The sequence below is a fragment of the Arcobacter rhizosphaerae genome (assembly GCF_049472155.1).
Classification (GTDB): domain Bacteria; phylum Campylobacterota; class Campylobacteria; order Campylobacterales; family Arcobacteraceae; genus Arcobacter_B.
The window spans coordinates 212,729-239,057 of sequence record NZ_JBMOVW010000003.1 but is presented as its reverse complement, the minus strand read 5'-3'; the positions used below and the strand labels follow the sequence as shown (position 1 = coordinate 239,057).

The window sequence follows — 26,329 nt, the reverse complement described above, 5'->3', positions numbered from 1 at the left end:
ATTTATGCGCAAAGAAGTTTTTTCAAATCGTCTTTTGCATTTGTTGTAAGTGTTAAGTTGAAGTTTTCAGATAAGAAGTTGAAAATATCTTCATTTACAAATTGTGGAGGTTTTGGCCCTAAGTAAATATCTTTTACACCTAAAGAGAATAATGCTAAAAGAATAATTACTGCTTTTTGTTCCATCCATGATAATACGATTGATACTGGTAAGTCATTGATTGGAGTATCTAATGCATCACTTAATGCTTTTGCGATTTCTACTGCACCATAAGAGTCATTACATTGTCCTAAGTCTAAGTATCTAGGAATTCCTGTACCTTCGATTTCTCCAAAGTCAATATCATTGAATCTAAACTTACCACATGAAGAAGTTAAGATTACTGTATCTTTTGGTAAGTTTTCAGTTAATTCTCTGTAGTACTCACCTGGTTTACCTGGTGCATCACATCCTGCTACTACGAAGAATTTCTTGATTTTACCCTCTTTTATTGCTTTTAAGATTTGAGGTGCAAGTGTAAGTACTGTTTTGTAGTTGTGACCTGTTGTTAAAGTCGTATCTTCATTTAAGTCAACACCATTAGCACTTGGACAGGCTAAAGTTTTTTCAATTAATTCATCAAAGTTGTAATCTTCAATTGGAGTAGAACCTTCAATACCTACGATTTTGTGAGTAAATACTCTATCAATATAAGTGCTGTTTTTCTTTGGTGGTACAATACAGTTAGTATTAACTACAAATGTTCCAGGGAATTTTTCCATTAGTTTTGCTTGGTCAAACCATGCTTTACCAACATTTCCTTTTAAGTGTTTGAACTTTCTTAACTCTGGGTAACCGTGAGCTGGTAACATTTCAGAGTGAGTATAAACATTGATACCCTTATCTTCTGTAGCAATTAATAATTTTTCAAAGAATTCTAAATCGTGACCAGAAACTAAAATAGCTTTACCTTCTACTTTGTTTTGAGGTACTACTACAGGAGTTGGAATACCAAATTTGTTAGTGTGTGCTTCACCTAAAAGGTTCATTACTTTAACACCTGCACTACCGATTTTCATAAGTTGATTTACGTGATCTTGGAAGTTGAAGTTTACGTTTGTAAGTGTGAAGTATAATGTTTCAGACATTACATCATCAATCTCTTTTGTTTGCTCTGGTTTAAAAGTATTTAAATGCTCTCTATATGCACTAAGACCTTTAAGACCAAAAATCATAATATCTTGTAATCTTGCTAAGTTTTCATCCTTACCACATGTACCTACAGTTGCACCAGTGCTACCACAACCACCCTTTTGACTCATTTCACATTGATAACAAAACATACTCATATTTTAATCCTTTTTATTTATTATCTTTAAATTTTATGAAATTATATGTGTATTGTAAGAAGAAAACATTGATATTAATCAATGAAATATCAATTATAAAGTTGAATTATATTTTTTATTATAGTAAAATAATTATTTAATATTGGAGTTAATTATGATTTATCAAAATGTTTATAAAAACCAAATTTTACTTTTTATAATTTTATCTTGTATCTCTTTTTTTATTTCAATTTTTTCAATAATAAGAATCAATGAAAATATAGAAAAGCAAAAAGATATTGATAATATTATAGTTTTATCTGAAAAAGTTCGTTACTACGATGAGGTTCTTACTATGTCCTCACGAATTGCTTTATATGATAATACTTTATATTGGACAGATAGATATTATAAAAATGTAAAAAAGCTTGATAAAATAATAGCTCAAATAGAGAAACAAATGCCTATTGTTAAGGATAAATTAAAAGAAGTAGAAGAAGCTAATATAAAATTAGTTGAATTTGAAGAAAAAGCTTTACGATTAGCAATAAATAAAAAACATTTAGAGGCAAAAGATTTTTTATTTTCTAAAGAGTATATTGAAGCTAAAAATATATATAGTTCTTCTCTTGAAGAAGCATTAAGTTTATTAAATAATGAAGCAAATAAAATAGAAAAAGATTTTGATGAGAATATAACAATATTTTCAACAGTTATTATATTTTTTATAATACTAATATTTCTTTTTTCATACTATATTTTTAAGCATTTAATATTTAATAATGATAAATTAGAAAAAGAAGTAAAAGAACAAGTATCAAACATAAGAAAAAAAGATTTAATCTTGATAGAACAATCAAAACTAGCTTCATTAGGAGAAATGCTAGAAAATATAGCTCATCAATGGAGACAGCCTCTAGCTATTATAGGAACTTCAGTTTCAGGAATGAAATTAAAAAAAAGTTTTGATGAATTAGATGATGAAATTATTGATTATTCTTTAGACAAAATTTCAAAAGCTGTAAGTCATTTAAATTCTACTATTGATGTATTTAGAGAGTTTTATAAAAGTGATGAAAAAAAAGATTTTTCTTTAAATAATATGTTAAAAAAAACACAATCTCTATTAAGCTCAAGACTCAATGAAAAAGATATAGTTTTAGATATTAAATTTAAGGACTATATAATTTTAGGAAGAGAAAATGAATTAGTTCAAGTAATAATGAATATTTTAAATAACTCAATTGATGAGTTAGAAAAGATAAAAAATAGCAAAAAACTCATAAAAATTGAGACTACAAATGATGAAAAGTATATATATTTAAATATTTTTGACAATGCAGGAGGAATTCCAAATAGTATCATTGAAAAGATTTTTGATTATAAATTTAGTACTAAAAAAGAAAAAGATGGTACAGGAATTGGTCTTTATATGAGTAAAACAATTATGGAAAAGTTAAAAGGCTCAATTAGTGCAAAAAATCACGAGTTTGAATATGAAGGTATTAAATATAAAGGTGCTTGTTTTATTATTAAAATTAAAAAATAATATATAAATACTAAATAAGGATATTAAAATGCAAATAGGAACTACATATAATAGTTATCAAACAATAAATAGTCAAGTTTCCTCAAAGCAAAGTGAATCTAATGCAAAAGCAGAAGAAACACAAACATTTTCATCACTTATGGATAGTGAAAAAGTTGAAGAGAAAAGCGAGATATTAGAGTATTTAGATAAATATAAAGCCTTTGATAGTTTAAATGAAGAGGATGCAAAACTATTTAGAGAGCTTTTATCAGATGGTAGTTTAGATGATGAAGATATGAAAAAGTTATCATTTGAACAAACACAAACAATGCATGGGGTTGTCTTAAGAGATTGGTCAGGTAATATGGATTTACCAATAATAGGAGTATTAGAAGGAAAATCTTTTCATTTATTAGCAGCAGCTACTTATACAGGGGATGATAAGTTTAATAAGGTTTTATATAAAACGATGAATGAAATCGAAGATCCTAGAGTTAGAAGTAATTATTTTAGTATGTTAGCATTAAATCTATCTCAACTTGCCTCAGGTAAGGAGGCTTTACCTGGATTTCAAGAAGGAGCAAATATTGGAAACCTTGCTGGGTTTGGGCCTCATAATAAAGATGATGTAAATATCAACTTTGAAGAATTTTTATATAACTATACAGCAAGACTTCAACAAGATATGAATAGTACTAGAGATAATATAGACATATTTAAACAGTATAAAGAGGTAAGTGATTTTTATACGAAAGTATTAAATAACTATGTTAACTACAGTGAGTAGTATATAATAATCTTAAAATAGGTGTATGTTTTAGATTGAATATAAAAATAGTATTTTACACCTATTTTAGATTTTAATTCCTAAAGAAAAGTAGACTTGCTAAGTTTACTTAACTCTTCATTTACTTCAAAAATCTTACTTCTTAGATTTGTGTATCCAAAAGCTTCTAGTCTTGCTGTGTGTTTTTCTAAATATCTTTTTGCATCATCAAGATTATCAAAAAGATAAACTCCTCCTGCTTCTTTTGTATCTTTATTTTCTGTCCATAATTTAAATATTAATCCATTTTCATTTGCTATGTCTTTTGCTAAATCATTCATAGCAGTAGTTAATTCATCACCAAAAGGTCCTTCATGAGGAAAGTCAATTTGCATAAGGTATTTCATGTTATACTCCTAAAGTTTTATTGTAATGATACATAAAAAGTATTAAATTGTCAACTAGGTTTACAAATGTCACTATGTTTTTTATCTTTAGAAACGGGAAAAGTTTTTAATGAATTGATTTTAAAAGAGTTAGAGAAAGAAGGTTTTTTAGACCTTTCAAGTTCACTTATATTGATTTTTCCATATATAAAAGAGTATGAGAATATTTCTATTTCAAATTTAGCAAAAAAGCTTGGATATTCAAGACAAGCCATGCATAAAAATCTCAAAAAACTTGAAGAATTAGGTTATTTAACCTTTGTTCAACAAGTAAACAAAAAAGAAAAATCTATTTTATTGACTGATAAAAGTGAGGTTTTAATTGAAAAAGCAGATAGGTTTATTGAAGAAACTCAAAAGAATCTTTCTAAACTTATAGGAAAAGAAGATTTAGAAAAATATATTGAAGTTCAATCAAAAATTTTTGATTTTTTAAATGAAAAAAATAAAGCTTAAGAAGCTTTATTTTTAGGTGGAAGTGTAGATATATATTCTTCTATTGCTACAGAAACTTTTTTAGAAAAAGCAACAGCTTCAACTACTGTTCTTGCACCTGTTACTACATCTCCTGAGGCGAAAACACCTTTTCTTGTAGTACAACCATTTTCATCACTTTCTAACAGACCATCATCTCCTAAGTATAAACCAGCATTATTTTTTACAATTAAATCTCTAGCTGTTTGAGATATGGCAACTAAAATTGAATCAGCTTGCTCAAAACCTTGTATCTTTTCTTCTTGAGGGTTTGTTGTTTCATATTTTATTCCCTCTGGCGTAAACTCTAAAGGGGATTTAAATAGATTAAATTTTACTCCATCTATTTTTGCATGTTCAATTTCTATTCTTTCAGCAGGCATATTTTCTTCATCTTTTCTATACATGATTTGAACTTCTCTTGCCCCACTTCTAATAGCTGTTCTAGCAACATCCATAGCAACATTTCCTGCACCTACAACTATAACTTTTTTTCCTAGGTCATAAGATTTTGGAGTTTTTAAGTAGTCAATAGCAAAGTGTACATTTCCTAAACTCTCACCTTTAATACCTAGTTTTTTTGGTCTCCATACACCAGTACCTATAAACACAGCATCAAAGTCATCTCTAAATAAATCATCAATAGTGATATTTTTACCAATCATAATATTTTTTCTAATTTTAACACCAATTTTAAGAAGATTTCCTTCTATTTTATCAAGGATTGTTTTATCAAGTCTAAAATCAGGAATACCAAATCTTAAAACTCCTCCAATCTTATCATTTCCCTCATACATAGTAACACTATAGCCTTTTAAAGCCATAATCATAGCAAGGCTTATACCAGCAGGTCCTGAACCAATAATAGCTATGTTTCTTCCAAGCTGTTTTGGTTTTTCAAATTCTCTATAATTCATATAGTAAGTTGAAATATAGTTTTCAATTCCACCTACATTTACAGGAGTATGCTTTTTATTTAAAACACAGTGACCTTCACAATGTTTCTCATGGGGACAAACAAGTGAACAAATAATTGATAAGGGATTGTTCTCAAATACTTTTTCTCCTGCTTCTTTTATATCTCCTGCTAAGAATAATCTTATCATTTCAGCAATTGGAGTTCCAACAGGACATCCTTTTTGACATTTTGGTTTTTTACAGTCTAAACATGTTTGAGCTGAATTTATAATATGTTGCATCTAAATCCTTTGCTATATTTTTTATATATTATAGCTAATGTATGATATTTTTATAATAATGTAAAATTTTTAAACTATTTTTATAATATAAGTAAAAATTTATTTTAAAAAAACTCATTGTTACAGTTATTTTTTATAAATTTTATATATAATATATGTTTTAAATAACTTACCTTTTTAAGGGAACAAAATATGTCATTGGGTGCAAAAATTTTTTCATTATTAATTATATTAATCGTATTTATTTTTTATACTGTAATTAGTTTTGATTACAGCAAAATTGAAGATAAATATTCAAAATCTTTGCTAAACTCAGATGAACTATTTATGAATTTTAATACTCAATCTATTTCTAAATATATTGAAAACATGAAAATAAAAGCTCTTAAGATTAAAGATGATTTACTTAAAGATGCTTCAAATAAAGAAGTCATAGAAGAAGTGACTACAAATAAACCTATTAACATAGAAGAAGAAATTATTGTCGATGAACAGGCTCTTCAAAAAGAACTAACAAAAGATAATAAAGAAGAAGAAACAACAGATTTTACATCAAGTCAAGAAGAATCGATAAACCAAGAAGAAATACAAGAGCAAATAGAAGAAACTAAAGAAAAAGAAGAAATAGAAGAAAAGCCTACTCCTGAACAATTGCAAATACAAATAAATGATATTTTAAAACAAAATAAGATTGTTTTTAAAAGAAGAAGTGTTGATATTACTAAAGAATCTACTTCAAGTGTAGAAAAAATAGCTACTCTTCTTATGGAAAATGAAAATATAAAAGTTGAAATTGCAGGACATACTGACTCAAGAGGTAGAGCTTCTTTAAACCAAAGAATATCTCAAAATAGGGCTAATAGTGTAAAAGATAAACTAATAGCTTTAGGAGTAAATAAAGATAGATTAAAAGCCGTTGGATATGGAGAAAAATTTCCAATAGCAAAAGATGATAAAAATGGTTTATCAGAAATAAATAGAAGAGTTGAGATTAATATAATAGGAGAAAACTGATGTTAGAGATAGCTTCTTTAATAGTTGTAAACTTAATAATAGCAGCATTTATTGGAATGTTAATAGGATTCTTTTTAGGAAGAGCCTCAAAAGTTTCATATTCGCCACCAGTAGATAATACAGATAGAATAGATGACGGTGCGAGTTTACAGCCAAATGCTAGAAGGTCTAATATCAATCCTATTTTTAAGAAGAATTCAAGTGTAGATAATAAACCTTTAATTTTATCAAGTCCAAGACAAGCAGGAAAAGATAATCTTAAAAAAATAAAAGGTGTAAACTCTAAAATTGAAAAAGATTTAAATAATATTGGTATTTTTCATTTTGATCAAATTGCAAAATGGACAAGTAAAAATGCAGATTGGATAGAAGAGTTTCTTCAATTGCCAGGTTGTGTTAAGAAATATCAGTGGGTAGATCAAGCTAGGATTTTGTCATCAGGAAAAGAAACGATTTATTCTCAGAAAGTTGAAGATAAGGAAGTAGAAGTTGATTAAATATAACTAGAATCTAGTTATATTTAAGTTTTTAAACATTTGCTTTTTTTAGTTTTCTAACAATTGAAGCAATATCTCTTGAGTATTTTCTAGCTCTTTTTGAGTTATAACTCCAACCACCATTATAACTACTCCATACTCTTCGCCAATTATTATTGTGAACTTTCTTCCAATATTTTAACTCAGCAATTGCATTTTTTGTAGCAAAACTAAAGTCTGAAATTAACTTCATTGCATATCTATTTCTATTCCATGAAGTGTCTCTTACTTTTGCTCTACTTATAACAGTTTTTATGTTTGCTTGGTATAGTCCAAAGTCTTTACTATTTACGTTTACAAGGTATTTACCTAAAGATGACTCTTTTATTGCAATTGCCATTAAAGAGTAACTTAAACCATATTTTTCACCCTGCTGTTTAATCATTTTTAACATCTTAATATCTTCTTTTGATAGTTTTGAAGGGTTAAAATTATTTGCAAAGATACTACTAATTAACAGTGAAACAAATAGAATTATTTTCAAATTCATTAAAGGTCTCCTTTATTTTCACTTAATTTTGGCGCGCATTATATATAAAAAACTATTATTTGTCAAATTCTTACTATAAATTACTAGGATTATGCCTTAATTTAATCTAGTATTTAGCTTTTAAGAATATAATTCCGAAAAAATTTTAACGAGTTATAAAAATTGGAAAAAAGAGAATTTAAAAAAACAATTAGAGAAATAGGCTTCTCTTCTCAGAAGAGTTTCGCAGAAAATATAGGTGTAAAAGCTACAACTTTTACAACATACAAAAATATACCAAATCACATCGTAAGAATAGTAAACATGGGTTTAATGGCTAAAAGAAATGGTATATCTTTCGAAGAAATCAAAGAAGCTATGAAGATAGATTAAAAATCTATCTTTTAGTATTTTTCTTTAATTAGGTTTTCTACACAAATCTCAATCATCTCATAAACTTTGTCAAAACCTTCAAATCCTTCAAAAAAATATGGATCAGGTACATCTTGTCCATCAAATCCAAAATCTCCTAGTTTTAAGACATTTTTAGCACCTAGTTTTATAAGATTTGCTATATTTGAGTCATCTAAAGCTACAACTAAATCATAATTTTTTAAGTCTTCTATAGTTACTTGTTGTGCTCTTTGTTTTGAAATATCAAGACCATTTTGTTTACAAACTTTTATAGAGTTTTCACAAGGAGGCTCACCTATGTGCCAATCACCTGTTCCTGCACTTTGAACGTTTAAATCTAAATTGTTTTGTTTTACGTATCTTTGCCCTACTCCTTGAGCTATTGGAGATCTACAGATATTTCCAAGACAAACAAAGATAATTGATTTTATATTACTCATTTTCATCTAATCCTATATTTATATATTTTCTAACTTTTTTTATTTCACTTAAATTGGCATTTACTTTGATAATCTCTTTATCATCATCTTTTAATACATTTCCAAAAGGTGAGATAATAGCACTTCCCTTTGCCATATTATCATCTGCACTGTTACTTGCTATTACAAAACATTGATTTACAAGTGCAAGGGATTTTGAGATAGTTTCATAGTGGTCTTTTCTTTTAAGACCCCACATAGCTGGATTTAAAATAATATCAGCACCTTTTACTTTTTCCCAAAGTTGTGGAAATCTAAGCTCAAAGCAAATCAAAGTGGCTACTTTTAAACCATTTATATCAAGGATTTTTATATTTTCTTCTTTTCCTGCTTCAAAATGCTCTAGTTCATTTCCTAAAGGGAAAAGTTTTACTTTTGATTGAGTATGTAAAATCTCTTGATTATGGAATACATATAAAGTGTTGTAGAATTTATCATTTATTTTAGTGATAAATGTTAAGGCTATAGTTTTGTTAATAGCTAGTTCTTTTATCTCTTTTATAGCTTTTATACTAAATTGTGAGGCTTCCTCCATTCTATCATAACAAAATCCACTAAGAACTATCTCTGGTGCTAAAATAATAGAGTTTTCTTCACATTGTAAAATCAAACTTTTTAAATGCTCTAAATTCTTTTGAAAAGTTTCACTTGTTTTAACTTGGAGTGTAATTAAGTTCATCTAATACCTCTTTTATTAAATTCTCAACTGCTGTTTGGTAGCTAATAGCTGTAGCATGAGATGTAGCTTCATATTTTGTAACTATTTTGGGTTCAGTATTTGAAGCCCTTACTAATGCCCATCCATACTCAAATACTATTCTAATACCATCAACTTTTATGATGTCTTTTATTATAGGAAAACCTCTTTGAGGTTTCTTTATTTTTTGTTTTAGTTTCTTAATTAAATCAAATTTTATATCTTCTTTTATAAACATTTCTATATTAGCACTTGTATAAACACCTGGAAGTTTTTGTATCTCTTTATCAAGATTTACACCTTTAAATACAAGTTCTAATACCCTAAGTGTTGCATAAATAGCATCATCATAACCATAATATCTGTCATTAAAGAATATATGTCCAGATACTTCTGCTGCTAAGTCTGCATTTAGCTCTTTTAGTTTTAATCTAAGATTTGAGTAACCTGTTTTATCCATAATAGTTTTACCATGGTTGTTTATTTCATCAAAAATATTTTGAGAATATGTAACCTCTCCTATAATCACAGGGTTTTTCATAGTTTTTGAGAAAAGATAAGCTAAGGTATCTCCTTTTATATTATGCTTTTGAGTAAGAACTGCAATTCTATCTGCATCTCCATCATAAGCAAAGCCAAGGTTGGTATCTTTTTTTAGAAGTTTTTTTAAACTAGCTAAGTTTTTCTCCTTTGATGGATCTGGATGATGGTTTGGAAAGTTTCCATCTGGGATGGTATGAAGTGCTTTGTATTTTAAATCAAGTCTATCAAGTATCTTACAAATAACAGTGTTAGCAACGCCATTTCCACAATCTATGGCAAACTTTTCTTTAAAGCCTTGTAGGTGTGAAAACTGTTTAACCATATAATCTACATACAACTTTCTTGCATTGATTTTTTCATAACTTAAATCTTTTTTGATTTTAATATCGGGATTCTTTTTGATTTGTTTATAAACTTTTATTAAATCATCTGCAAAAAAAGGTTCATTGTTTACTGTAATTTTAAAACCATTATATTTTTTAGCATTATGACTTCCTGTAATCATAATAGAAGCATTTGGTTTTATCTTTTGTTTTTTTATCTTAAAAGTTTGAAAAGACGCAAAGTAGTTAACTCCAGTTGCGACTAAGCCACAGTTTAAAACTCTACAGCCAGAAGCATTAAGACCACTAATCAAAGAGTTAAAAAGCATTTTTGAATGCTTTCTTATATCATACCCTACTACGACATAGGCATTTTCACAGCTTTTTTTTTGTATTTGTAAACCTAAATGATAAGCTATAAGTTTTGTATTTTCTTTTGTAAGTTGCTTATTTACAACTCCTCTAATATCATACTGTCTAAAAATATTTTTATCTATCAATTCTTCACTTCTTAATAATTTTTCTTTTCTAAATTAAGTAAAAACTCTTTTTTACTATCTCCACCTGCATAGATATTTGAAATACCCTCTTCTTTCATCACTCTATGACAAGGAACTATAATATTTAGCATATTTTGAGCACATGGGCTTTCTAGTGCTTTTTTAGATTTAAGACCTTCTATTTGTGAAGCTATTTGTTCAAAAGTAGCAGTTTTTCCATAGGGAATCTTTAGAAGTTCTTTCCAAACTTGTACTTGAAAGTTTGTACCAACTAATTGCATAGGTAATTCAAAACATTCTCTTTTGTTGTTAAAGTACTCTTCAAGTTGTACTCTTAGCATATCAAAATATTCACAATTTGATGGGATAACATCCACATCAAAACTTTTTTTTAATGTATCTATTCTAGCTTCAATATTAAAAGGTGTGAAGTAACATAACATCACAATACCTTTTTTTGAAGCTGCTGCAAACATTTGTCCTAATGGCGTATCAATCGTTGTTGTTAAAATAATCTCTTTAGATTGTGTTTTATATTCTCTCATAGTTGGATTTTATCATAAAGAAATTAAGATATAATACAAATATGCAAAATATTGATACTAAAAATATAAAAGTTTTATTTGTAGAAGATGATGATATAGCAAGACAAAATGGTGTTGAGTATTTAGAAAACTATTTTGATTTTGTATTTGAAGCTTCTAATGCTTTAGAGGCTTTAAAGCTTTATGAAAAAGAACAACCTCATATTATAATTACTGATATTCAAATGCCAAAGCTAAATGGTTTAGAGTTTATACAAAAAATAAGAAAAAAAGATAAGAAAGTACAAGTTATAGTAATCTCTGCTTTTTGTGATAAAGACTATTTATTTAAGGCTATTGAGTTACAGCTTGTGAAGTATTTAGTAAAGCCTATAGATGATAAGAAGTTTGATGAGGCACTTAGTCTTTGTATAAATGCTTTAAATGATGACATGTCAAATATAATAAAGCTAGATGAACACTATAGTTTTGATACGTTTAATTTGAGTTTATTTAAAGATGATGAGCTTATAAAGTTAAGAGCTAAAGAGCTTGATTTTATTTTTTTACTTCTTAAAAATAAAAATAGATATGTAACTTATAATGAGATTGAAAACTATGTTTGGAAAGATGACTCTATGAGTAAAGATGCTTTAAAAACTTTAGTAAAAAATCTAAAGACAAAAATCCCTAAAGAGTTTATCTCAAATCAATGGGGTGTGGGTTATAAAATAGATGTATGATTTAGCTCTTGTTTTAACTTATGGTATAACTTTTGGTATTGTTTTGATGACAATAGTTTATACTTTGATTAGGTATATATATTCAAGAGAAATATTTTATATAAGTTACTGCATAATGCAAGTAGCTTCTTTAGTGTTTATAGTAGCTTATAGTGCTTTGTTTGAAATAAGTGTTTTTATTCAAGAGTTAGCTTTAGTTATTGCTAGTTTAAGTGCTTTGGTTTTTGCTATAAACTTTTATGAAGGTAAGTTTTTACCAAGTATCACAAATTATAAAGAGCTTTTATTAAATACCTTTTTATTAAATATAGTTATTCTTACAGCTTTTTATCATTATATGCTTTTTGAGTATTTGCCTTATACTATTATTTATGCTGTTTTATTTATATCAGTGATTTTTAATTTAAAGCAAGGTTTTAAACCAACTTTAGTTTATGTTTTAGGTTGGTCAGTTTTTTGTTTAATCCTTTTTGTAGGAGACTTTAAAGGCTTTTATACTACAAATGGCTATATGGATTTAGTTTTAGTAGCTTTTGCTATTGAAGCTGTTTTATTTACTATGTCTGTGGCATATAGATATAATAGTTTGAAATTACAAAGTAGAAACTATGAAGAAATGCTTTTTCAGCAATCAAAACTTGCCAAAACAGGACAGATGCTTCAAAATATTACCCATCAGTTTAGACAACCTTTAAATAATATTTCTTATATTTTAATGAACCTAAAAAAAAGATATGAAAACAATAGGTTGGATGAAGAGTTTTTTTATAAAAAAACACAGCAAGCAAATGAACAATTACAATATCTATCAAAAACAATAGAAGATTTTAGAGACTTTTATACTCCTTCAAAAAATAAAGAAAACTTTTTTGTAAAAGATGCAATACAAAAAGCTATAACTATAATAGAGCCAGATTTAAAAAAACACAATATTCAATTAGATTTTACTATAAAATCAAATGAAAATATGCAAGTTTTTGGTATTTCAAATGAATTGTCACAAGTGATTTTATCTCTTTTAACTAATTCAAAAGATGAACTTATCAACTTAGAAGAACCAAAAATCAATTTAGAACTTGTTTTATCAAGTGCTGAGGTAGTAATAAAAATAGCTGATAATGCAGGGGGTATAAAAAATATAAATAAAATTTTTGAACCTTATTATACTACAAAAGATAAAGGCTTAGGTATAGGTCTTTATTTAGTAAAGCAAATAATAGAAGATAGTTTTGAGGGAAAAATAGAAGTAGTAAACGAAAAAGAGGGAGCTTTATTTACCCTCTTTTTGGAAAAAGCAAATTAGTTCTTTTCTTTGAAAAAATATATTCATCAATGATTTTAAAAAAAGGTGAGAACTTCTGTAGTGTTTATTGAGCTTAGCTATATTTTGAGAAGATAGATTGAATTTTGTTAGTTCGCGTATCAATCATATAAAAGATACTAAAAAAAGAAGTTAAATTAATTATCTTCTCTTTTCTCATTGATTTTTTCTTTATGTTTTTTTTCCATTTTTTTTGAAAAACAGTAAAGTAAAACTAAAATAAATTTATATACATTTAATAAATATAAAAAACTTAATAATAAAACAAGTATCACTGTAAAATCATCATCTCTTGATTCTATAAATGTTGCAATAAAATAAATCACAAATGGAAATATGATTAATACCATTAAATAAAACTTCTTTTTATTACAATACATTTTTTCATCTTTTTTTATTGCTCTTAATATTTCATCAGACATTATCTTCATTCTCCCTTATTTTTATCGAAATATATAATTGATAAAACATTAGTTTTTATAATTATCATAATTAAGGAACCCCACCAGTAAGAGTATAATTTAAATTATTTGCTTAATTATAATTACTTAATGATTAATTAATAATTAAATTATTGAATGATATTTTTATTGATTTTTTGTCTTAAAATATTTTAAAAGTGATTTAAAAAATATTCTAAGACTATTTATTCCTATAATATATTAAATTAATTCTTTTCTTTAAAAAGTGAGTTTCTAGGATAAATAAAAGATAATTCTTTTGTTTGTTTTGCTTCTTTATTTTCTAGAGCTGTGATATTTAACTTTATATTTAAAGCAGTGTCTTTTTTATCAGAGATAAAAAGTCTCTTTTTAGTCTCTAAAATCACAACTTTTTTTACTCTTTTATTTGCTTCTAGTTTAAAAGGTTTAAATCTCTTAATATAAAAGTTTTCATCTTCTGCTTCAAGATTAAATGTATAAGCTTTATCACTAGTATTATGGAAAGTAAATATATAATTATTTGAAACTTTTCCTTCATCTTTTATGCTATATAGTTTTGTAGTTTTATTTATGTTTACTAAAAAATACTCTTTCGTTGATGCAAAAGAAGCAGTTAGTACAATACATAAAAGTAAAGAAATAAAATATGCCATATTTCTTTTAGAGAAGATTGATGTTTCTTTCTTTTTTATTACTTCATTTGTACTCCCCCAATTAATAAGTGATTTTTTACCCATTTTACCCATAACAGTATCACAAGCATCACTACATTCTAAACAGTTGATACATTCAACTTGTAAACCTTTCCTAATATCAATATGTGTAGGACAGACTTTAACACAGGCTTCACAAGTAGTACATTCATCGTTTTTATCAAGTTCTTTCATTTTAAAAATAGATTTAACATTGTTTTTGTAGATATCTCCACCTCTATTTGTATCATAAACAACTTGTTTTGTATCATCATCATAAAGTACTGATTGAATTCTTGAATAAGGACATACATATACACAGAAGTTCTCTTTCATAAACACTATATCATAGATTAAGAACATGGCAATACTTAGAATAAACATTATTAATATAGAGTGATTTATAGGATCTAGTAAATATGTAAAGAAATCTTCAGGTGGAACAAAATACCACATAAAGTTAGATGCAGCAACTAAAGATAAGACCCCCCAAATAAAAATAGCTAGATATTTTTTAAATTGATTTGATTTTTTTGAATAGTCAATATCTTTTTGCTTATTTTTATGTCTTCTTAATCCTAGTAGTTTTGTTTCAATTAAGTCTCTATATATAACTCTAAAAATTGTTTGAGGACAGCCCCAACCACACCATAATCTGCCAAAGATAGATGTAATAGCAAAAATACCTATGAATAAAAACATTAATAAAAATGGCATTATATAAAGCTCATTTACATTAAAAGCAAATCCCATAAAATGAAATTGCATTTTTTCAAAAGATAAAAGCAATAAGTGGTTACCATTAATTTTAATAAATGGCAAAATAAAAACAACAATACTTATAATAGAATAAGTAAGATATCTTTTATTTGTATATTTCATAAAAACTCCTTTTAAAAAATTTTATTAGGAATTGGTGTTCATTTGGTGGTATAAAAAACTTTTTTCCATTATTTAGATATAATTTCACATTAATTTTATAAAGCAAGGCTTTTTTTATGATAGAAATAACAGAAATTTATATGTTTATAGTAGCTTCATTTTTACTTTGTTTAGCACCAGGTCCTGATAATATTTATGTGCTAACACAAGGTATGACAAGAAGTAAGAAAGCCGCGATTGTTACTACTTTAGGTTTAGCAACAGGTCTTATTATCCATACATCTGCTGCTGCTTTAGGAATATCAGTTATTTTCCAAACTTCAGAACTTGCTTTTAATATTGTGAAGTTTGTAGGTGCTGCTTATTTACTTTATATTGCATATCAAGCCTTTAAATATAGAAATGAAAAACTTGATTTAAGTATTCAAAACTCTACAAAAGAGCTTAAAAAGCTTTATTTTAAAGGTTTTATTATGAATATTTTAAATCCAAAAGTATCTATTTTCTTTTTAGCTTTTCTTCCTCAGTTTGTAAATACACAAGCAGGGAATATACCTATGCAAATGCTACTTTTAGGTGCTATTTTTATGGCATTAACTATAATTGTTTTTTCAAGTATTGGAATAGCTGGGAATTTATTAAGTAAAAGACTTATGGAAAATCCAAGTATTGTAAAGTATATGAATATTTTAACTTCTATTGTTTTAGTTTCTTTAGGAATTAAACTAGCTTTATCTCAAAGGTAAAAAATGAGGATTTTAGTAGTATCACTAGTTTTACTTTCCTTTGCTTTTTCCCTTTCTCTAAAAGAAGAAATAGAAAAGTGTTCATCTTTTGAAGGCTCAAAAAAAAGATTAGCTTGTTATGATAAAATAGCAAAAGACATAAAACCTTCTTCTGAATTTATAACTCAAGGATATATGCTTGTTGAAGATTGTAAGACCTGTCATGGTAAAAAGTGGAATGTTTCAACAGATGGAGAAAGATTAGTAAAAGATATGAGTGAAAAAGAGATTGAAACACTACTTTTTGCATATAAAAATAAACAAATTAAATCTTTAGCAATGAATTATCAGATGAGTAAATATACAAAAGAACAAATAAAACAAATATCAAAATATATTAGTTATGAGATTATGACTTCAAAATAAGAAACTACAAAGTTTTGTAGTTTCTTGTTTTTATTTAATTTACTTCATCCGTATAAACACATACATTGAAATCTTCTACTAAACCATTAGGATTTACGCAGTGAGTTTCAAAAAATTCTGTGATGTATGATTTTTGACAATGCTCTTCAAAAGCTTCAGTTGAAGCCCAAATTTCATTAAAAACTATAGGAAAAGATTTTCCCATAGCATTTGGATGTTCAAAATGTTTTGTAACTATGTATTGAATACATCCATCTTCTCTTGTAGTTTTAGGCTCTAAAGCTTGTAAAACTTCGATTAGTTCTTTGTCTTTTCCCTCTTTTGCTTTAAATGAAGCAACACAATATACTTTTTTTGACATTATCTTGTTTGTCCTTGTCCATAAATTTTGTACTTAAATGTAGTTAAGTCATTTATACCCATTGGCCCTCTTGAGTGAAGTTTATTTGTAGAAATACCAACTTCAGCCCCTAGTCCAAAAGCTCCACCATCCGTAAATCTTGTACTCGCATTTGCATATACACAAGCTGCGTCTACATTATCTAAAAATTTATTTACAACACTATAATTTTCACTTAAAATAGCTTCTGAATGACCAGAACCATATTTCGCAATATGTGATATAGCTTCATCTACATTTTCAACTACCTTAATATTTAAAATATTTGCTAAATATTCTGTATCATAATCTTCATGTGTAGCACACTGAATATCAAGATGTTTAACAGTCTCTTTACACCCTTTAAGTTCAGTTCCATACTCCATAAATGCGTCATAAAGTCCAGGTAAAATATAAGGAGCAATTTCTTGATGAACTAGTAGTGTTTCCATGGCATTACAAACACCTGGTCTTTGAACCTTGGCATTTAGTGCAATATCAATAATTCTATTATGAGCAGCGTCTTTATCAATATAAATATGGCAAAGTCCCTTATCATGTTTGATTACAGGAACTGATGAGTTTTCACTTACATATCTTATAAGTGTTTCTCCACCTCTTGGTACGATTAAATCTACATATTTATCTTGTTTGATAAGTTTAGCTACACCTTCTCTACTTGAATCAGGAAGTAATGAAACAGCTTGTTCAGGTAGTTTATTTTTTGCTAATACTTGTCTTAAAACATTTGCAATAGCTTTATTTGAATATTGAGCTTCTTTACCACCTTTTAAAACACAAACATTTCCACTTTTAAAACAAAGTGCTGCTGTGTCAGATGTAACATTTGGTCTACTTTCATAAATAATCCCAATTACACCAATTGGAATTGATACTTTTTGAATGTTAAGTCCATCTTCTGTAACCCATCCATCAAGCATTCTTCCTACTGGTTCTTTTTGTGAGGCAATTTGTCTAATCGCCTCTGCCATTGCTTCAACTCTCTCTCCTGTAAGAAGAAGTCTGTCAAGTAAGGCTTCACTTAAATCATTCATATTTGCTTCATGCATATCTTTTCTATTGTGATCTACGATATAATCACAATGTGCCATTAATGCATCAGCCATTTCATTTAGTACTTTATTTTTTGTTTTTGTACTAAGGTTCGCAATAGTTCGGCTAGCTTTTTTAGCCTCTTCTAAAAATTGTTGCATTATATATCCCTATACTTTATTTTATTAGCGATATTATAGCAAATTTTACTATTAATTATTTTAATTACTAATTTTAACTACGTATCTTCCTACAGCTTTCCCTTCAAGTAACTGTTCATAGGCTTTTTTTATTTCATCTAAATTTATTTCATTTGTTATATTTTTTAGATTTTCAATTTTCCATTTACTAGCTAGTTTTTCCCAAGCTGCTTGTTTTTTCTCTAATTTACACTCAACAGAGTCTATACCAATAAGTCTAACACCTCTTAAAATAAATGGGAATACATTTGTATTTAACTCATGAGAAGATGTAAGTCCACAACAAGTAGCAACACCATCATATTTGATAAGTTTTAAAGCGTTTGCTAAAACTTCACCACCAACAGTATCCACAACACCTGCATATTTTTCACCTAAAAGAGGTCTTTTTGAGCTTTCTTCATTAAAATCATCTCTTAATATAACTTCACTAGCACCAATTCTTTTTAAATAATCAACTTTTTCTGATTTACCTGAAATAGCAACTACTTTATACCCCGCTTTACTTAAAATAGATACAGCAATAGATCCAACTCCACCAGTTGCTCCTGTAACTAAAATAGAGCCACTTTCTGCTTTAATGCCATTATCAATTAATTCATTGATTGAAAGTGCTGCTGTAAGACCTGCTGTACCAAATGTCATAATATCTTTATCTGAAATTGAATCAGGTGTTCTAGCAACCCAAGAAGCTGGTACTTTTGCATATTGTGCGTGTCCACCATCTGTATTCATTCCTAAGTCATAACCAGTTACAAGTACTCTTTCTCCTGCTTTAAAAATTGGAGATTTTGATTCATGAATTTCTCCAGCTAAATCAATACCTGTAATATGTGGAAAGTTTCTTGTAACTCCTGGATTTCCAACTGAACTTAATGCATCTTTATAGTTTAATGACGAATAATTAACCTTAATAATTACTTCATTATCTTCACATTTTGGCATAGACACTTCTCTAAGTTCTGTACTAAACTCTTTATCTGCTATTTTTTCTACAACTAATGCTTTCATGTATTAATCCTTAGTTTTGATATTTTTAAAAGTTTAGCTAAAATATATCTAAAGAGCAAGAACTAACAAAAAAGATAGGTACTTACTAAAAAGATACTATGGAGTATTAGAATGACTAAAAAAATAGATAAAAATATAGAACAAAGTATTGATAAGTGCCCAGTAGAAACGGCACTTGATGTACTTGCAGGAAAATGGAAAATCTTAATTTTGTGGTACTTAAGAAGTGAGAAAAAAAGATTTAATGAATTACAAAAACTTCTTCCAAGAACAACACAAAAGATGTTAATTCAAAAATTAAGAGAATTAGAAGAGGATGGAATAGTTCATAGAGAAGTCTATCCAGTGGTTCCTCCAAAGGTTGAATACTCTTTGACCAAATATGGAGAGAGCTTAAAACCTATTTTAAAACAGATGTATTTATGGGGTGAGATACATAAGGAAAAATTTGAAAAAAATAAATAATTAAGTTTCACGTTGACTTTCATTTGACTTTACAAAGATAAAATCTAGCTAAAAATAATAATTAGTGAGGATTTTATATGAAGAGGTTATTTGATTTTAGTTCACGATTTAGAATATTAAAAGGTGGAAAGATAAGCTTAGTAGTAAGTGCCATGATTAGTAGTACTACTTTAAGCTTTGCAGCTCCAAGTGGAGGAGTTGTAACAAGCGGAAATGCTTCTATCTCTCAAAGTGGCAATATCACAAATATTGTCCAAGACTCTCAAAAAGCCAGTATTAACTGGAAAGACTTTTCAATAAATAAAGATGAAATAGTAAATTTTAAACAGCCAAATGTAAATAGTATCACTTTAAACAGAGTTATTGGAAATGAAAAATCTGTAATTAATGGAGCATTAAATGCAAATGGTCAGGTTTGGATTTTAAACTCAAATGGTGTTCTATTTGGTAAAAATGCAAAGATAAACACATCAGGTCTTTTAGCAACTACAAAAGAGCTTTCAGATCAAGATTTCCAAGCTGGAAACTTTACTTTCAAAGGTGACTCAAATCAATCTGTAATAAACTTAGGTGAAATAGATATTTCAGACTCTGGATATGCAACACTTCTAGCTAATAGCGTTTCAAATGAAGGAGTTATAAAAGCTATAAAAGGAAGTGTGAGATTAGTGGGAGCAAAAGAAGTAACTATTAATTTCAATGGAAACTCTTTAGTAGATTTAACTGTAAATAAAGGAGTTTTAGACTCTCTTGTGGAAAATAAAGGAGCGGTTTATGCTGATGGTGGAGAGATTTATTTCACAACAAATGCAGTAAATGAACTTTTAAAAGGTGTTGTAAATAATGAAGGTATTGCAGAAGCTAACTCATTAGATGGAATCACAGGATATATAGAAATGTTTGCCCATGGTGGAGAGGCTAAAATATCAGGAGAGATTACAGCAAAAGATGGGTTTGTAGAGACATCAGCAAAAAAAGTAGATATTGATTCAGATACAAAAGTAAAAGCTGATAAATGGTTGATTGATCCTACAAATATAACAATAAATGACTCTACAGCTTATGAAACTTCTTTAAATAGTGGAACTGATGTAGAGATACAAACAGATTCAAATGGTAACGATGAAGGAAATATCTATGTTGAAGATGAAATCACTTGGGATAGTGAAAGTAAGTTAACTTTAAATGCACATAATGATATTTTCATAAATAAGTCTATAACTGCTACAAATGAAAATGGTAAGTTAGCTTTACACTATGGGCAAGGTGGCCAAAATGCTGATAATACATCTAAATATTATATTGGGAAGAATGGGAAAGTAAATTTATCAGCCGGACAGAACTTCTTTACTAAGCTAGGTAATGATGTAAGTCAAACTGAATGGATAGTTATAACTCTTGATAATTTAGCAACGGCAATTGGAAATGGAGGTCTAAGTTCTAATTATACTTTAGGTAGTGATTTGGATTTAAGTTTTATTCCTAATTGGGTTCCAATTGGTAGTCAAGATACTCGATTTACTGGAAAATTTGATGGATTAGGCCATACTATTTCAAATTTAAATATAGATCGTGAAGGTGATTCTAATATTGGTTTTTTTGGTTATTTAGATAATGCAGTAGTAAGAAATATTGCTTTAACAAATGCTAATATTTCAGGAAATTCAAATGTAGGTATTCTTGTAGGTTCAGCTTATAATTCAAATATACTAGAACAAGTATATACATCAGGAACTATAAAAGCTAAAATGTCAATCTTAGGAGGAATAGCTGGAATTTTAAGTTCTAATTCTACATTAAAAAATTCTTATTCTGAAGCAAGTGTTTCTGGAGAAAAGAACTTTGTAGGGGGTCTTGTTGGGATAAATCAAGGAACTATAATTAATTCATATTTTAATGGAACAGTAAGTGGTGGAAGTTATACAACATCGGCTACAATTGAAGATGATAGCTTGCCATGTTCTCAATATCCAAACAGTTGTGGAGATAAAATTTATTATTCAAAAGTTGGTGGTCTAATTGGTAGTAATTTGGGAACTATAAATAATAGTTTTTATAATAGTACGAAAGAGTCTGAAGGTAATAGCATGTATGCTAAAACAGAAGAAGAATTGCAGAATAAAAATACTTTTTACAACTGGGATAAAAACATTTGGGGACTTGGAAAGGATATTGAAGGTTATGGTATAGGAGTATTTCCTTTCTTAAAAGGTATTATTTCTTTAGAAGATATAACAGTAAGTAGTAAACTTTTTGAAAGTGGATTTGGTACAGAAGATAATCCTTATGCTATTACTGATTGGAAACAGCTTTTTAATATCAATCATGGTGGGGTTTTAAGTGAAAACTATTATTTTAGTCTTTTAAATGATTTAAACAATAAAACTAGTTATTACTCAGATTTAGCAAGTCAAAATGCAAATGATGGAAAAGGTTGGGCTATAATAGGTTCAACAAGTCTGTTTACAGGTACTTTTGATGGTAAAGGTCATACGATTGATAACCTTTATATAAATAGACCGGATGAAGCTATGGTAGGTTTATTTAGAATGGTTGATAGTTCAAATATAAGAAATGTTGGATTAACAAATGCTTATGTTAAAGGAGACCAAATTACAGGGGGTTTAATAGGTCATTCTATAAATTCTACTACTGAAAATGTCTTTGTTGAAGGAACTATCGAAGGAGGTATGGGTGTAGGTGGAATAATAGGATTCTTAGAGAAAAGGATTGAATCAGATGATGACTATAATGTGGTTACTTTAAAAAACAGTTACTCAAAAGGAGTAGTTAAAGGTAATGATTATGTAGGTGGTTTAGTTGGTGCTATGAAGAACGAGAGAATTTTAACAAGTTTTTCAGAAGCAAAGGTTGAGACAGAAAGTGAAAATAGAGGTGGAATAGTTGGAGCTCAAATCTTAACTGATGGTGATGAGGGAGAAAATAAAAATATCTTACAAGATGTTTTTTATAATAAAGAGTTAAATCCAGGTATGAATGATGAAGAAGCCTTTGGTAAGACTACAAAAGAGTTACAAAAAGTAGGTACTTTTACAAACTGGAATATTGTAGAAGATAAAACACTTGGAAAAGTTGCTCCTAAACTTTCATGGCAGTTTGATGAAGATGGTAAGTATCAAACAGTTTGGGTTGTAGGAAAAGGTATTACAACTTTAAACTATAATTTACAAAATCTTCAAAAAGAGTACAAAGGTAGTGATTATTTATTAAATAATCTTTATTTAGCACAATCTATTTTTGGTCAAGATGGAGCAGGTTTAGTTCTTGGTGAAGATTATCAGTTTATAAAAGGTGAAAGTGTTGTAACTTCATTTAAAAATGCAGGAACATACGATGGTATTTCTATTAAGCTTTTAAATAATGAAGATTTTGAGTTAGGAATTGATAATACAAATGGTAAATTAATAATCACACCAAAAGCAATAACAGTAAGTGCGAATGATTTAGAAAAAGTATATGGACAAAATGACTCAGAGTTAACATATAAAACAGATGGATTAGTAGGAAATGATACATTAGCAGGAAGCCTAGTAAGACAAAGTGGAGAGAATGTAGGAGCTTACACAATTTCACAAGGAAGTTTAGCAAACTCAAACTACACAATAACATTTGAAAATGGGACATATAAAATCACACCAAAAGCAATAACAGTAAGTGCGAATGATTTAGAAAAAGTATATGGACAAAAAGATGCGCAGTTAACATATAAAACAGATGGATTAGTAGGAAATGATACATTAGCAGGAAGCCTAGTAAGACAAAGTGGAGAGAATGTAGGAGCTTACACAATTTCACAAGGAAGTTTAGCAAACTCAAACTACACAATAACATTTGAAAATGGGACATATAAAATCACACCAAAAGCAATAACAGTAAGTGCGAATGATTTAGAAAAAGTATATGGACAAAAAGATGCGCAGTTAACATATAAAACAGATGGATTAGTAGGAAATGATACATTAGCAGGAAGCCTAGTAAGACAAAGTGGAGAGAATGTAGGAGCTTACACAATTTCACAAGGAAGTTTAGCAAACTCAAACTACACAATAACATTTGAAAATGGGACATATAAAATCACACCAAAAGCAATAACGGTAAGTGCAAATGATTTAGAAAAAGTATATGGACAAAAAGACGCGCAGTTAACATATAAAACAGATGGATTAGTAGGAGATGATACATTAGCAGGAAGCTTAGTAAGACAAAGTGGAGAGAATGTAGGAAATTACACAATTTCACAAGGAAGTTTAGCAAACTCAAACTACACAATAACATTTGAAAATGGGACATATAAAATCACACCAAAAGCAATAACGGTAAGTGCAAATGATTTAGAAAAAGTATATGGACAAAAAGACGCGCAGTTAACATATAAAACAGATGGATTAGTAGGAGATGATACATTAGCAGGAAGCTTAGTAAGACAAAGTGGAGAGAATGTAGGAAATTACACAATTTCACAAGGAAGTTTAGCAAACTCAAACTACACAATAACATTTGAAAATGGGACATATAAAATCACACCAAAAGCAATAACGGTAAGTGCAAATGATTTAGAAAAAGTTGTAGGTAAATTAGACCCTGAACTTTCTTATATTGTTAAAGGTTTATTAGAAGGGGATACTCTTAAAGGAAAACTAATTAGAGAAAAAGGTCAGGACATTGGAGTATATGAAATCTCATTAGGAAATTTATCAAATAAGAATTATAAGATAGATTTTAATTCTGGAAAGCTTATTATAAAAAGAGATAAAACCCTTGATAAGGTAGTAACAGTAATTGAAAATAAAAAAGTAGTTAAATTAGACTCTAATATTCAAGTAGTAAAAACAGTAAAACCAGTTGTAAATAACTCTTTAAATAATAGATTAGTTTCAAAACCAATCGAGGGGCAAGCTACAAAAAGAGTTACTTTAAGTCAAGCAAAACAGATGCAACAAGATGCAACAGGACAAAATGTAGAAGAAGTAAAAGTTCCTCTATCAAGAAGTTCTATTATTGAGTTAGTTGACGGTGGGGTATTACTTCCTGTAGATGTTGAACAAGAATTCTACATAGCAGATGAAATATAAGAATATAATAGGAATAAATAGAATGAAAAAAATAAATATAATTGCATTATCATTAATTACATCAGTATCTTTACAAGCAGCCAATATCCCAAATATTGGTGATGCTTTAAAGCAGGTAACTCCACCTAAAATTCAAGAACAAAATGTAGAACTTCCAAAGTTAGAGCAAAAGCAAGATATAAAAAAAATATTAAAAGATGGTAAAAAAGTTTTAATAAAAGAGATAAAACTTGAAGGTAATATTCACTTAGATAATAAAGAATTCGAGGAACTTTTAAAGCCTCATAAAAATGTAAAACTTAGTTTTGCAGATATTCAAGAAATATCTAGTGAAATTACAAAGATATATAGAAAAAGTGGTTATTTTGTTGCAAGGGCTTATATCCCTCAACAAAATATCTTCAAGCAAGATAGAGTTTTAAAAATAGGAGTTATTGAAGGAAATTATGGCAAGTTCAATTTAGAAAATAATTCATTGGTAAAAGACTCTATTTTACAAGCAAATTTAGATGATATAAAAGATAAAAATATTGTTTCAACTGATACTTTAGAGCGAGCTATGCTTATTATAAATGCTACGCCTGGTTCTGTTGTAAATAAAGCTGAAGTAAGACCCGGAGAGAAGTTAGGTACAAGTGATTTTATTATTGGAACTGCTGCAACAAATAGATATTCAGGGTATATTCTAGCAGATAATTATGGTTCTCAATACACAGGTGAACATAGGCTTATGGCAGGAGTTGATATAAACTCTCCCTTTAAGATAGGAGATAAGATTACAGCATTTGCTCTTACATCTCAAAATACAGGTCTTTTAAATGGAAGAATTTCATATGATTTCCCTTTAAATCAAAATGGTTTAAGGGGTGAAGTAAGTGTTTCTAAAACCTCTTATGAATTAGGAGATTCATACAAAGACTTAGATGCAATTGGTTCATCAAATAGTGTTTCTTTAAAAATTTCATATCCATATATAAAGTCAAGACTTGAAAATCTTGATGTTTATTTTGAAGTTTCATACAATGATATGTTAGATGAAATAAAAGCAACTTCAACTAAAACAGATAAAGAATCAACAGTTGGAAAAGTAGGTTTAGACTATACAAAAGATTTAGTTTTATTTACTAAAAATGCACAAAGTAAAGCTTCAATGTCTTTAACTTTTGGGGATTTAGATGATAAAGAAAATGAATATACAGATGGAAATTTCAAAAAAATAAATATTGAATTAGGACAAGACTTTCAGTTAAATAGAGCTTTAAGATGGGAAAACTCTTTGCAATATCAACATGCATTAAAAAATAAGAATTTAGACGGAAGTGAAGATTTAAGTATTGGTGGAGCTAATGGGGTTAAGTTTTACCCAAGTGGTGAACAAAGTGCTGAAAATGGGTATATTTTTAATACAGAGTTAATTTATAATCTTCCTACATACAAAGCTTTAAGCTCAAAGGTTAGTGCTTTTTATGATGTTGCAAGAGTTTATGAAAATATAAATATTTCTGGGGATAAATCAAATACATATCAAGATGTAGGTTTAGGATACTATGCTACTTATAAAAGTTTCTTTTTAAATACACATTTATCAAAAGGTATAGGATATAAAGTACAGTCTCAAAATAAATATGAAAATAGATTTATGTTCCAAGCAGGATTTGCCTTTTAATTTAAATA

The 26,329-nt window shown here is 28.1% G+C and carries 26 protein-coding genes; 13 read left to right on the top strand and 13 right to left on the bottom strand.

Annotation, left to right across the window (positions count from 1 at the left end; translation table 11 throughout):
• Window positions 1-2: 2 nt before the first annotated feature.
• Window positions 3-1,328, bottom strand: coding sequence for a hydroxylamine reductase (hcp, locus tag ACH5BH_RS07085; RefSeq protein WP_423297898.1), 1,326 nt, complete (start codon window positions 1,326-1,328; stop codon window positions 3-5).
• Window positions 1,329-1,482: 154 nt separating this feature from the next.
• Here hcp and ACH5BH_RS07080 point away from each other — a divergent pair, with 154 nt between their 5' ends.
• Complete coding sequence (locus tag ACH5BH_RS07080) at window positions 1,483-2,856, top strand: sensor histidine kinase (protein ID WP_423297897.1); 1,374 nt, start codon at window positions 1,483-1,485, stop codon at window positions 2,854-2,856.
• 28 nt (window positions 2,857-2,884) lie between these two features.
• A complete protein-coding gene (locus ACH5BH_RS07075; protein ID WP_423297896.1) occupies window positions 2,885-3,625 on the top strand; it encodes a hypothetical protein in 741 nt (246 codons plus the stop codon).
• A gap of 80 nt (window positions 3,626-3,705) precedes the next feature.
• Here the strand turns inward: ACH5BH_RS07075 and ACH5BH_RS07070 are convergent, their stop codons facing one another.
• Window positions 3,706-4,011: a monooxygenase gene (locus tag ACH5BH_RS07070; protein WP_423297895.1), complete on the bottom strand. Its 306-nt coding sequence runs from the start codon at window positions 4,009-4,011 to the stop codon at window positions 3,706-3,708.
• A 66-nt stretch (window positions 4,012-4,077) separates the two neighbouring features.
• On the opposite strand from ACH5BH_RS07070, the gene ACH5BH_RS07065 reads away from it, so the two are divergent.
• Complete coding sequence (locus ACH5BH_RS07065) at window positions 4,078-4,506, top strand: MarR family winged helix-turn-helix transcriptional regulator (RefSeq protein WP_423297894.1); 429 nt, start codon at window positions 4,078-4,080, stop codon at window positions 4,504-4,506.
• Here ACH5BH_RS07065 and ACH5BH_RS07060 read toward each other — a convergent pair.
• Window positions 4,503-5,723, bottom strand: coding sequence for an NAD(P)-dependent oxidoreductase (locus ACH5BH_RS07060; protein WP_423297893.1), 1,221 nt, complete (start codon window positions 5,721-5,723; stop codon window positions 4,503-4,505). The genes ACH5BH_RS07065 and ACH5BH_RS07060 overlap by 4 nt on opposite strands.
• A gap of 192 nt (window positions 5,724-5,915) precedes the next feature.
• Here ACH5BH_RS07060 and ACH5BH_RS07055 point away from each other — a divergent pair, with 192 nt between their 5' ends.
• Both ACH5BH_RS07055 and ACH5BH_RS07050 read left to right on the top strand, forming a co-directional pair.
• Window positions 5,916-6,737, top strand: coding sequence for an OmpA family protein (locus tag ACH5BH_RS07055; protein ID WP_423297892.1), 822 nt, complete (start codon window positions 5,916-5,918; stop codon window positions 6,735-6,737).
• On the top strand, window positions 6,737-7,234 hold the full coding sequence (locus ACH5BH_RS07050; protein WP_404305095.1) for a helix-hairpin-helix domain-containing protein: 498 nt from the start codon (window positions 6,737-6,739) through the stop codon (window positions 7,232-7,234). The genes ACH5BH_RS07055 and ACH5BH_RS07050 overlap by 1 nt, the downstream gene beginning before the upstream one ends.
• A 31-nt stretch (window positions 7,235-7,265) precedes the next feature.
• Here ACH5BH_RS07050 and ACH5BH_RS07045 read toward each other — a convergent pair whose 3' ends face one another.
• The gene (locus ACH5BH_RS07045) at window positions 7,266-7,763 is read right to left on the bottom strand and encodes a transglycosylase SLT domain-containing protein (protein ID WP_404305093.1); all 498 of its coding nucleotides are present in this window, start codon (window positions 7,761-7,763) and stop codon (window positions 7,266-7,268) included.
• 162 nt (window positions 7,764-7,925) lie between these two features.
• Between ACH5BH_RS07045 and ACH5BH_RS07040 the strand changes: the two genes are divergently transcribed.
• Window positions 7,926-8,135 (top strand): hypothetical protein, encoded by a 210-nt coding sequence (locus ACH5BH_RS07040; RefSeq protein ID WP_404305091.1) that lies wholly within the window; start codon window positions 7,926-7,928, stop codon window positions 8,133-8,135.
• Between the two features lie 11 nt (window positions 8,136-8,146).
• On the opposite strand, the gene ACH5BH_RS07035 is transcribed toward ACH5BH_RS07040, so the two are convergent.
• From ACH5BH_RS07035 to ACH5BH_RS07020, 4 genes are read right to left on the bottom strand one after another with little or no spacing between them, the layout of a single operon-like run.
• Window positions 8,147-8,596, bottom strand: a complete 450-nt coding sequence (locus ACH5BH_RS07035) for a low molecular weight protein-tyrosine-phosphatase (RefSeq protein WP_423297891.1) — start codon at window positions 8,594-8,596, stop codon at window positions 8,147-8,149.
• Entirely contained in the window at window positions 8,589-9,314 is a 726-nt protein-coding gene (locus tag ACH5BH_RS07030) for a carbon-nitrogen hydrolase family protein (RefSeq protein WP_423297890.1), read from the bottom strand. The genes ACH5BH_RS07035 and ACH5BH_RS07030 overlap by 8 nt, the downstream gene beginning before the upstream one ends.
• Entirely contained in the window at window positions 9,289-10,698 is a 1,410-nt protein-coding gene (locus ACH5BH_RS07025; RefSeq protein WP_423297889.1) for a phosphomannomutase/phosphoglucomutase, read from the bottom strand. The genes ACH5BH_RS07030 and ACH5BH_RS07025 overlap by 26 nt, the downstream gene beginning before the upstream one ends.
• Before the next feature lie 11 nt (window positions 10,699-10,709).
• A complete protein-coding gene (locus tag ACH5BH_RS07020) occupies window positions 10,710-11,243 on the bottom strand; it encodes a methylated-DNA--[protein]-cysteine S-methyltransferase (protein ID WP_404305084.1) in 534 nt (177 codons plus the stop codon).
• A 41-nt stretch (window positions 11,244-11,284) separates the two neighbouring features.
• On the opposite strand from ACH5BH_RS07020, the gene ACH5BH_RS07015 reads away from it, so the two are divergent.
• Both ACH5BH_RS07015 and ACH5BH_RS07010 read left to right on the top strand, forming a co-directional pair.
• Window positions 11,285-11,965, top strand: coding sequence for a response regulator (locus ACH5BH_RS07015; RefSeq protein WP_423297888.1), 681 nt, complete (start codon window positions 11,285-11,287; stop codon window positions 11,963-11,965).
• The gene (locus ACH5BH_RS07010) at window positions 11,958-13,268 is read left to right on the top strand and encodes an ATP-binding protein (protein ID WP_423297887.1); all 1,311 of its coding nucleotides are present in this window, start codon (window positions 11,958-11,960) and stop codon (window positions 13,266-13,268) included. The genes ACH5BH_RS07015 and ACH5BH_RS07010 overlap by 8 nt, the downstream gene beginning before the upstream one ends.
• Window positions 13,269-13,423: 155 nt before the next feature.
• Here ACH5BH_RS07010 and ACH5BH_RS07005 read toward each other — a convergent pair whose 3' ends face one another.
• Window positions 13,424-13,708, bottom strand: a complete 285-nt coding sequence (locus ACH5BH_RS07005; RefSeq protein WP_423297886.1) for a hypothetical protein — start codon at window positions 13,706-13,708, stop codon at window positions 13,424-13,426.
• A gap of 245 nt (window positions 13,709-13,953) precedes the next feature.
• The gene (gene ccoG, locus ACH5BH_RS07000) at window positions 13,954-15,303 is read right to left on the bottom strand and encodes a cytochrome c oxidase accessory protein CcoG (RefSeq protein ID WP_423297885.1); all 1,350 of its coding nucleotides are present in this window, start codon (window positions 15,301-15,303) and stop codon (window positions 13,954-13,956) included.
• A 116-nt stretch (window positions 15,304-15,419) separates the two neighbouring features.
• Between ccoG and ACH5BH_RS06995 the strand changes: the two genes are divergently transcribed.
• Entirely contained in the window at window positions 15,420-16,049 is a 630-nt protein-coding gene (locus tag ACH5BH_RS06995; RefSeq protein ID WP_404305072.1) for a LysE family translocator, read from the top strand.
• 3 nt (window positions 16,050-16,052) lie between these two features.
• On the top strand, window positions 16,053-16,454 hold the full coding sequence (locus ACH5BH_RS06990; protein ID WP_404305070.1) for a c-type cytochrome: 402 nt from the start codon (window positions 16,053-16,055) through the stop codon (window positions 16,452-16,454).
• Between the two features lie 34 nt (window positions 16,455-16,488).
• Here ACH5BH_RS06990 and ACH5BH_RS06985 read toward each other — a convergent pair whose 3' ends face one another.
• From ACH5BH_RS06985 to ACH5BH_RS06975, 3 genes are read right to left on the bottom strand one after another with little or no spacing between them, the layout of a single operon-like run.
• Window positions 16,489-16,815: a putative quinol monooxygenase gene (locus tag ACH5BH_RS06985; RefSeq protein ID WP_423297884.1), complete on the bottom strand. Its 327-nt coding sequence runs from the start codon at window positions 16,813-16,815 to the stop codon at window positions 16,489-16,491.
• Entirely contained in the window at window positions 16,815-18,047 is a 1,233-nt protein-coding gene (locus ACH5BH_RS06980; RefSeq protein ID WP_404305067.1) for a glutamate-5-semialdehyde dehydrogenase, read from the bottom strand. The genes ACH5BH_RS06985 and ACH5BH_RS06980 overlap by 1 nt, the downstream gene beginning before the upstream one ends.
• Window positions 18,048-18,107: 60 nt before the next feature.
• Window positions 18,108-19,097: a YhdH/YhfP family quinone oxidoreductase gene (locus ACH5BH_RS06975; protein WP_423297883.1), complete on the bottom strand. Its 990-nt coding sequence runs from the start codon at window positions 19,095-19,097 to the stop codon at window positions 18,108-18,110.
• Window positions 19,098-19,208: 111 nt separating this feature from the next.
• Between ACH5BH_RS06975 and ACH5BH_RS06970 the strand changes: the two genes are divergently transcribed.
• The 3 genes from ACH5BH_RS06970 (at window position 19,209) to ACH5BH_RS06960 (ending at window position 26,321) form a co-directional block, all read left to right on the top strand.
• A complete protein-coding gene (locus tag ACH5BH_RS06970; protein WP_423297882.1) occupies window positions 19,209-19,562 on the top strand; it encodes a winged helix-turn-helix transcriptional regulator in 354 nt (117 codons plus the stop codon).
• 77 nt (window positions 19,563-19,639) lie between these two features.
• Window positions 19,640-24,655 carry an MBG domain-containing protein gene (locus tag ACH5BH_RS06965; RefSeq protein ID WP_423297881.1) on the top strand — a complete coding sequence of 1,672 codons (5,016 nt, stop codon included), beginning with the start codon at window positions 19,640-19,642 and terminating at the stop codon, window positions 24,653-24,655.
• A 22-nt stretch (window positions 24,656-24,677) separates the two neighbouring features.
• A complete protein-coding gene (locus ACH5BH_RS06960; RefSeq protein ID WP_423297880.1) occupies window positions 24,678-26,321 on the top strand; it encodes a ShlB/FhaC/HecB family hemolysin secretion/activation protein in 1,644 nt (547 codons plus the stop codon).
• Window positions 26,322-26,329 lie beyond the last annotated feature (8 nt).

Coding starts and splice junctions, on each gene's coding strand:
- hcp (WP_423297898.1), bottom strand. CDS start 1,328: ATGAGTATGTTTTGTTATCAATGTGAAATGAGTCAAAAGGGTGGTTGT.
- ACH5BH_RS07080 (WP_423297897.1), top strand. CDS start 1,483: ATGATTTATCAAAATGTTTATAAAAACCAAATTTTACTTTTTATAATT.
- ACH5BH_RS07075 (WP_423297896.1), top strand. CDS start 2,885: ATGCAAATAGGAACTACATATAATAGTTATCAAACAATAAATAGTCAA.
- ACH5BH_RS07070 (WP_423297895.1), bottom strand. CDS start 4,011: ATGAAATACCTTATGCAAATTGACTTTCCTCATGAAGGACCTTTTGGT.
- ACH5BH_RS07065 (WP_423297894.1), top strand. CDS start 4,078: ATGTCACTATGTTTTTTATCTTTAGAAACGGGAAAAGTTTTTAATGAA.
- ACH5BH_RS07060 (WP_423297893.1), bottom strand. CDS start 5,723: ATGCAACATATTATAAATTCAGCTCAAACATGTTTAGACTGTAAAAAA.
- ACH5BH_RS07055 (WP_423297892.1), top strand. CDS start 5,916: ATGTCATTGGGTGCAAAAATTTTTTCATTATTAATTATATTAATCGTA.
- ACH5BH_RS07050 (WP_404305095.1), top strand. CDS start 6,737: ATGTTAGAGATAGCTTCTTTAATAGTTGTAAACTTAATAATAGCAGCA.
- ACH5BH_RS07045 (WP_404305093.1), bottom strand. CDS start 7,763: ATGAATTTGAAAATAATTCTATTTGTTTCACTGTTAATTAGTAGTATC.
- ACH5BH_RS07035 (WP_423297891.1), bottom strand. CDS start 8,596: ATGAGTAATATAAAATCAATTATCTTTGTTTGTCTTGGAAATATCTGT.
- ACH5BH_RS07030 (WP_423297890.1), bottom strand. CDS start 9,314: ATGAACTTAATTACACTCCAAGTTAAAACAAGTGAAACTTTTCAAAAG.
- ACH5BH_RS07020 (WP_404305084.1), bottom strand. CDS start 11,243: ATGAGAGAATATAAAACACAATCTAAAGAGATTATTTTAACAACAACG.
- ACH5BH_RS07015 (WP_423297888.1), top strand. CDS start 11,285: ATGCAAAATATTGATACTAAAAATATAAAAGTTTTATTTGTAGAAGAT.
- ACH5BH_RS07010 (WP_423297887.1), top strand. CDS start 11,958: ATGTATGATTTAGCTCTTGTTTTAACTTATGGTATAACTTTTGGTATT.
- ACH5BH_RS07005 (WP_423297886.1), bottom strand. CDS start 13,708: ATGTCTGATGAAATATTAAGAGCAATAAAAAAAGATGAAAAAATGTAT.
- ccoG (WP_423297885.1), bottom strand. CDS start 15,303: ATGAAATATACAAATAAAAGATATCTTACTTATTCTATTATAAGTATT.
- ACH5BH_RS06995 (WP_404305072.1), top strand. CDS start 15,420: ATGATAGAAATAACAGAAATTTATATGTTTATAGTAGCTTCATTTTTA.
- ACH5BH_RS06990 (WP_404305070.1), top strand. CDS start 16,053: ATGAGGATTTTAGTAGTATCACTAGTTTTACTTTCCTTTGCTTTTTCC.
- ACH5BH_RS06985 (WP_423297884.1), bottom strand. CDS start 16,815: ATGTCAAAAAAAGTATATTGTGTTGCTTCATTTAAAGCAAAAGAGGGA.
- ACH5BH_RS06980 (WP_404305067.1), bottom strand. CDS start 18,047: ATGCAACAATTTTTAGAAGAGGCTAAAAAAGCTAGCCGAACTATTGCG.
- ACH5BH_RS06975 (WP_423297883.1), bottom strand. CDS start 19,097: ATGAAAGCATTAGTTGTAGAAAAAATAGCAGATAAAGAGTTTAGTACA.
- ACH5BH_RS06970 (WP_423297882.1), top strand. CDS start 19,209: ATGACTAAAAAAATAGATAAAAATATAGAACAAAGTATTGATAAGTGC.
- ACH5BH_RS06965 (WP_423297881.1), top strand. CDS start 19,640: ATGAAGAGGTTATTTGATTTTAGTTCACGATTTAGAATATTAAAAGGT.
- ACH5BH_RS06960 (WP_423297880.1), top strand. CDS start 24,678: ATGAAAAAAATAAATATAATTGCATTATCATTAATTACATCAGTATCT.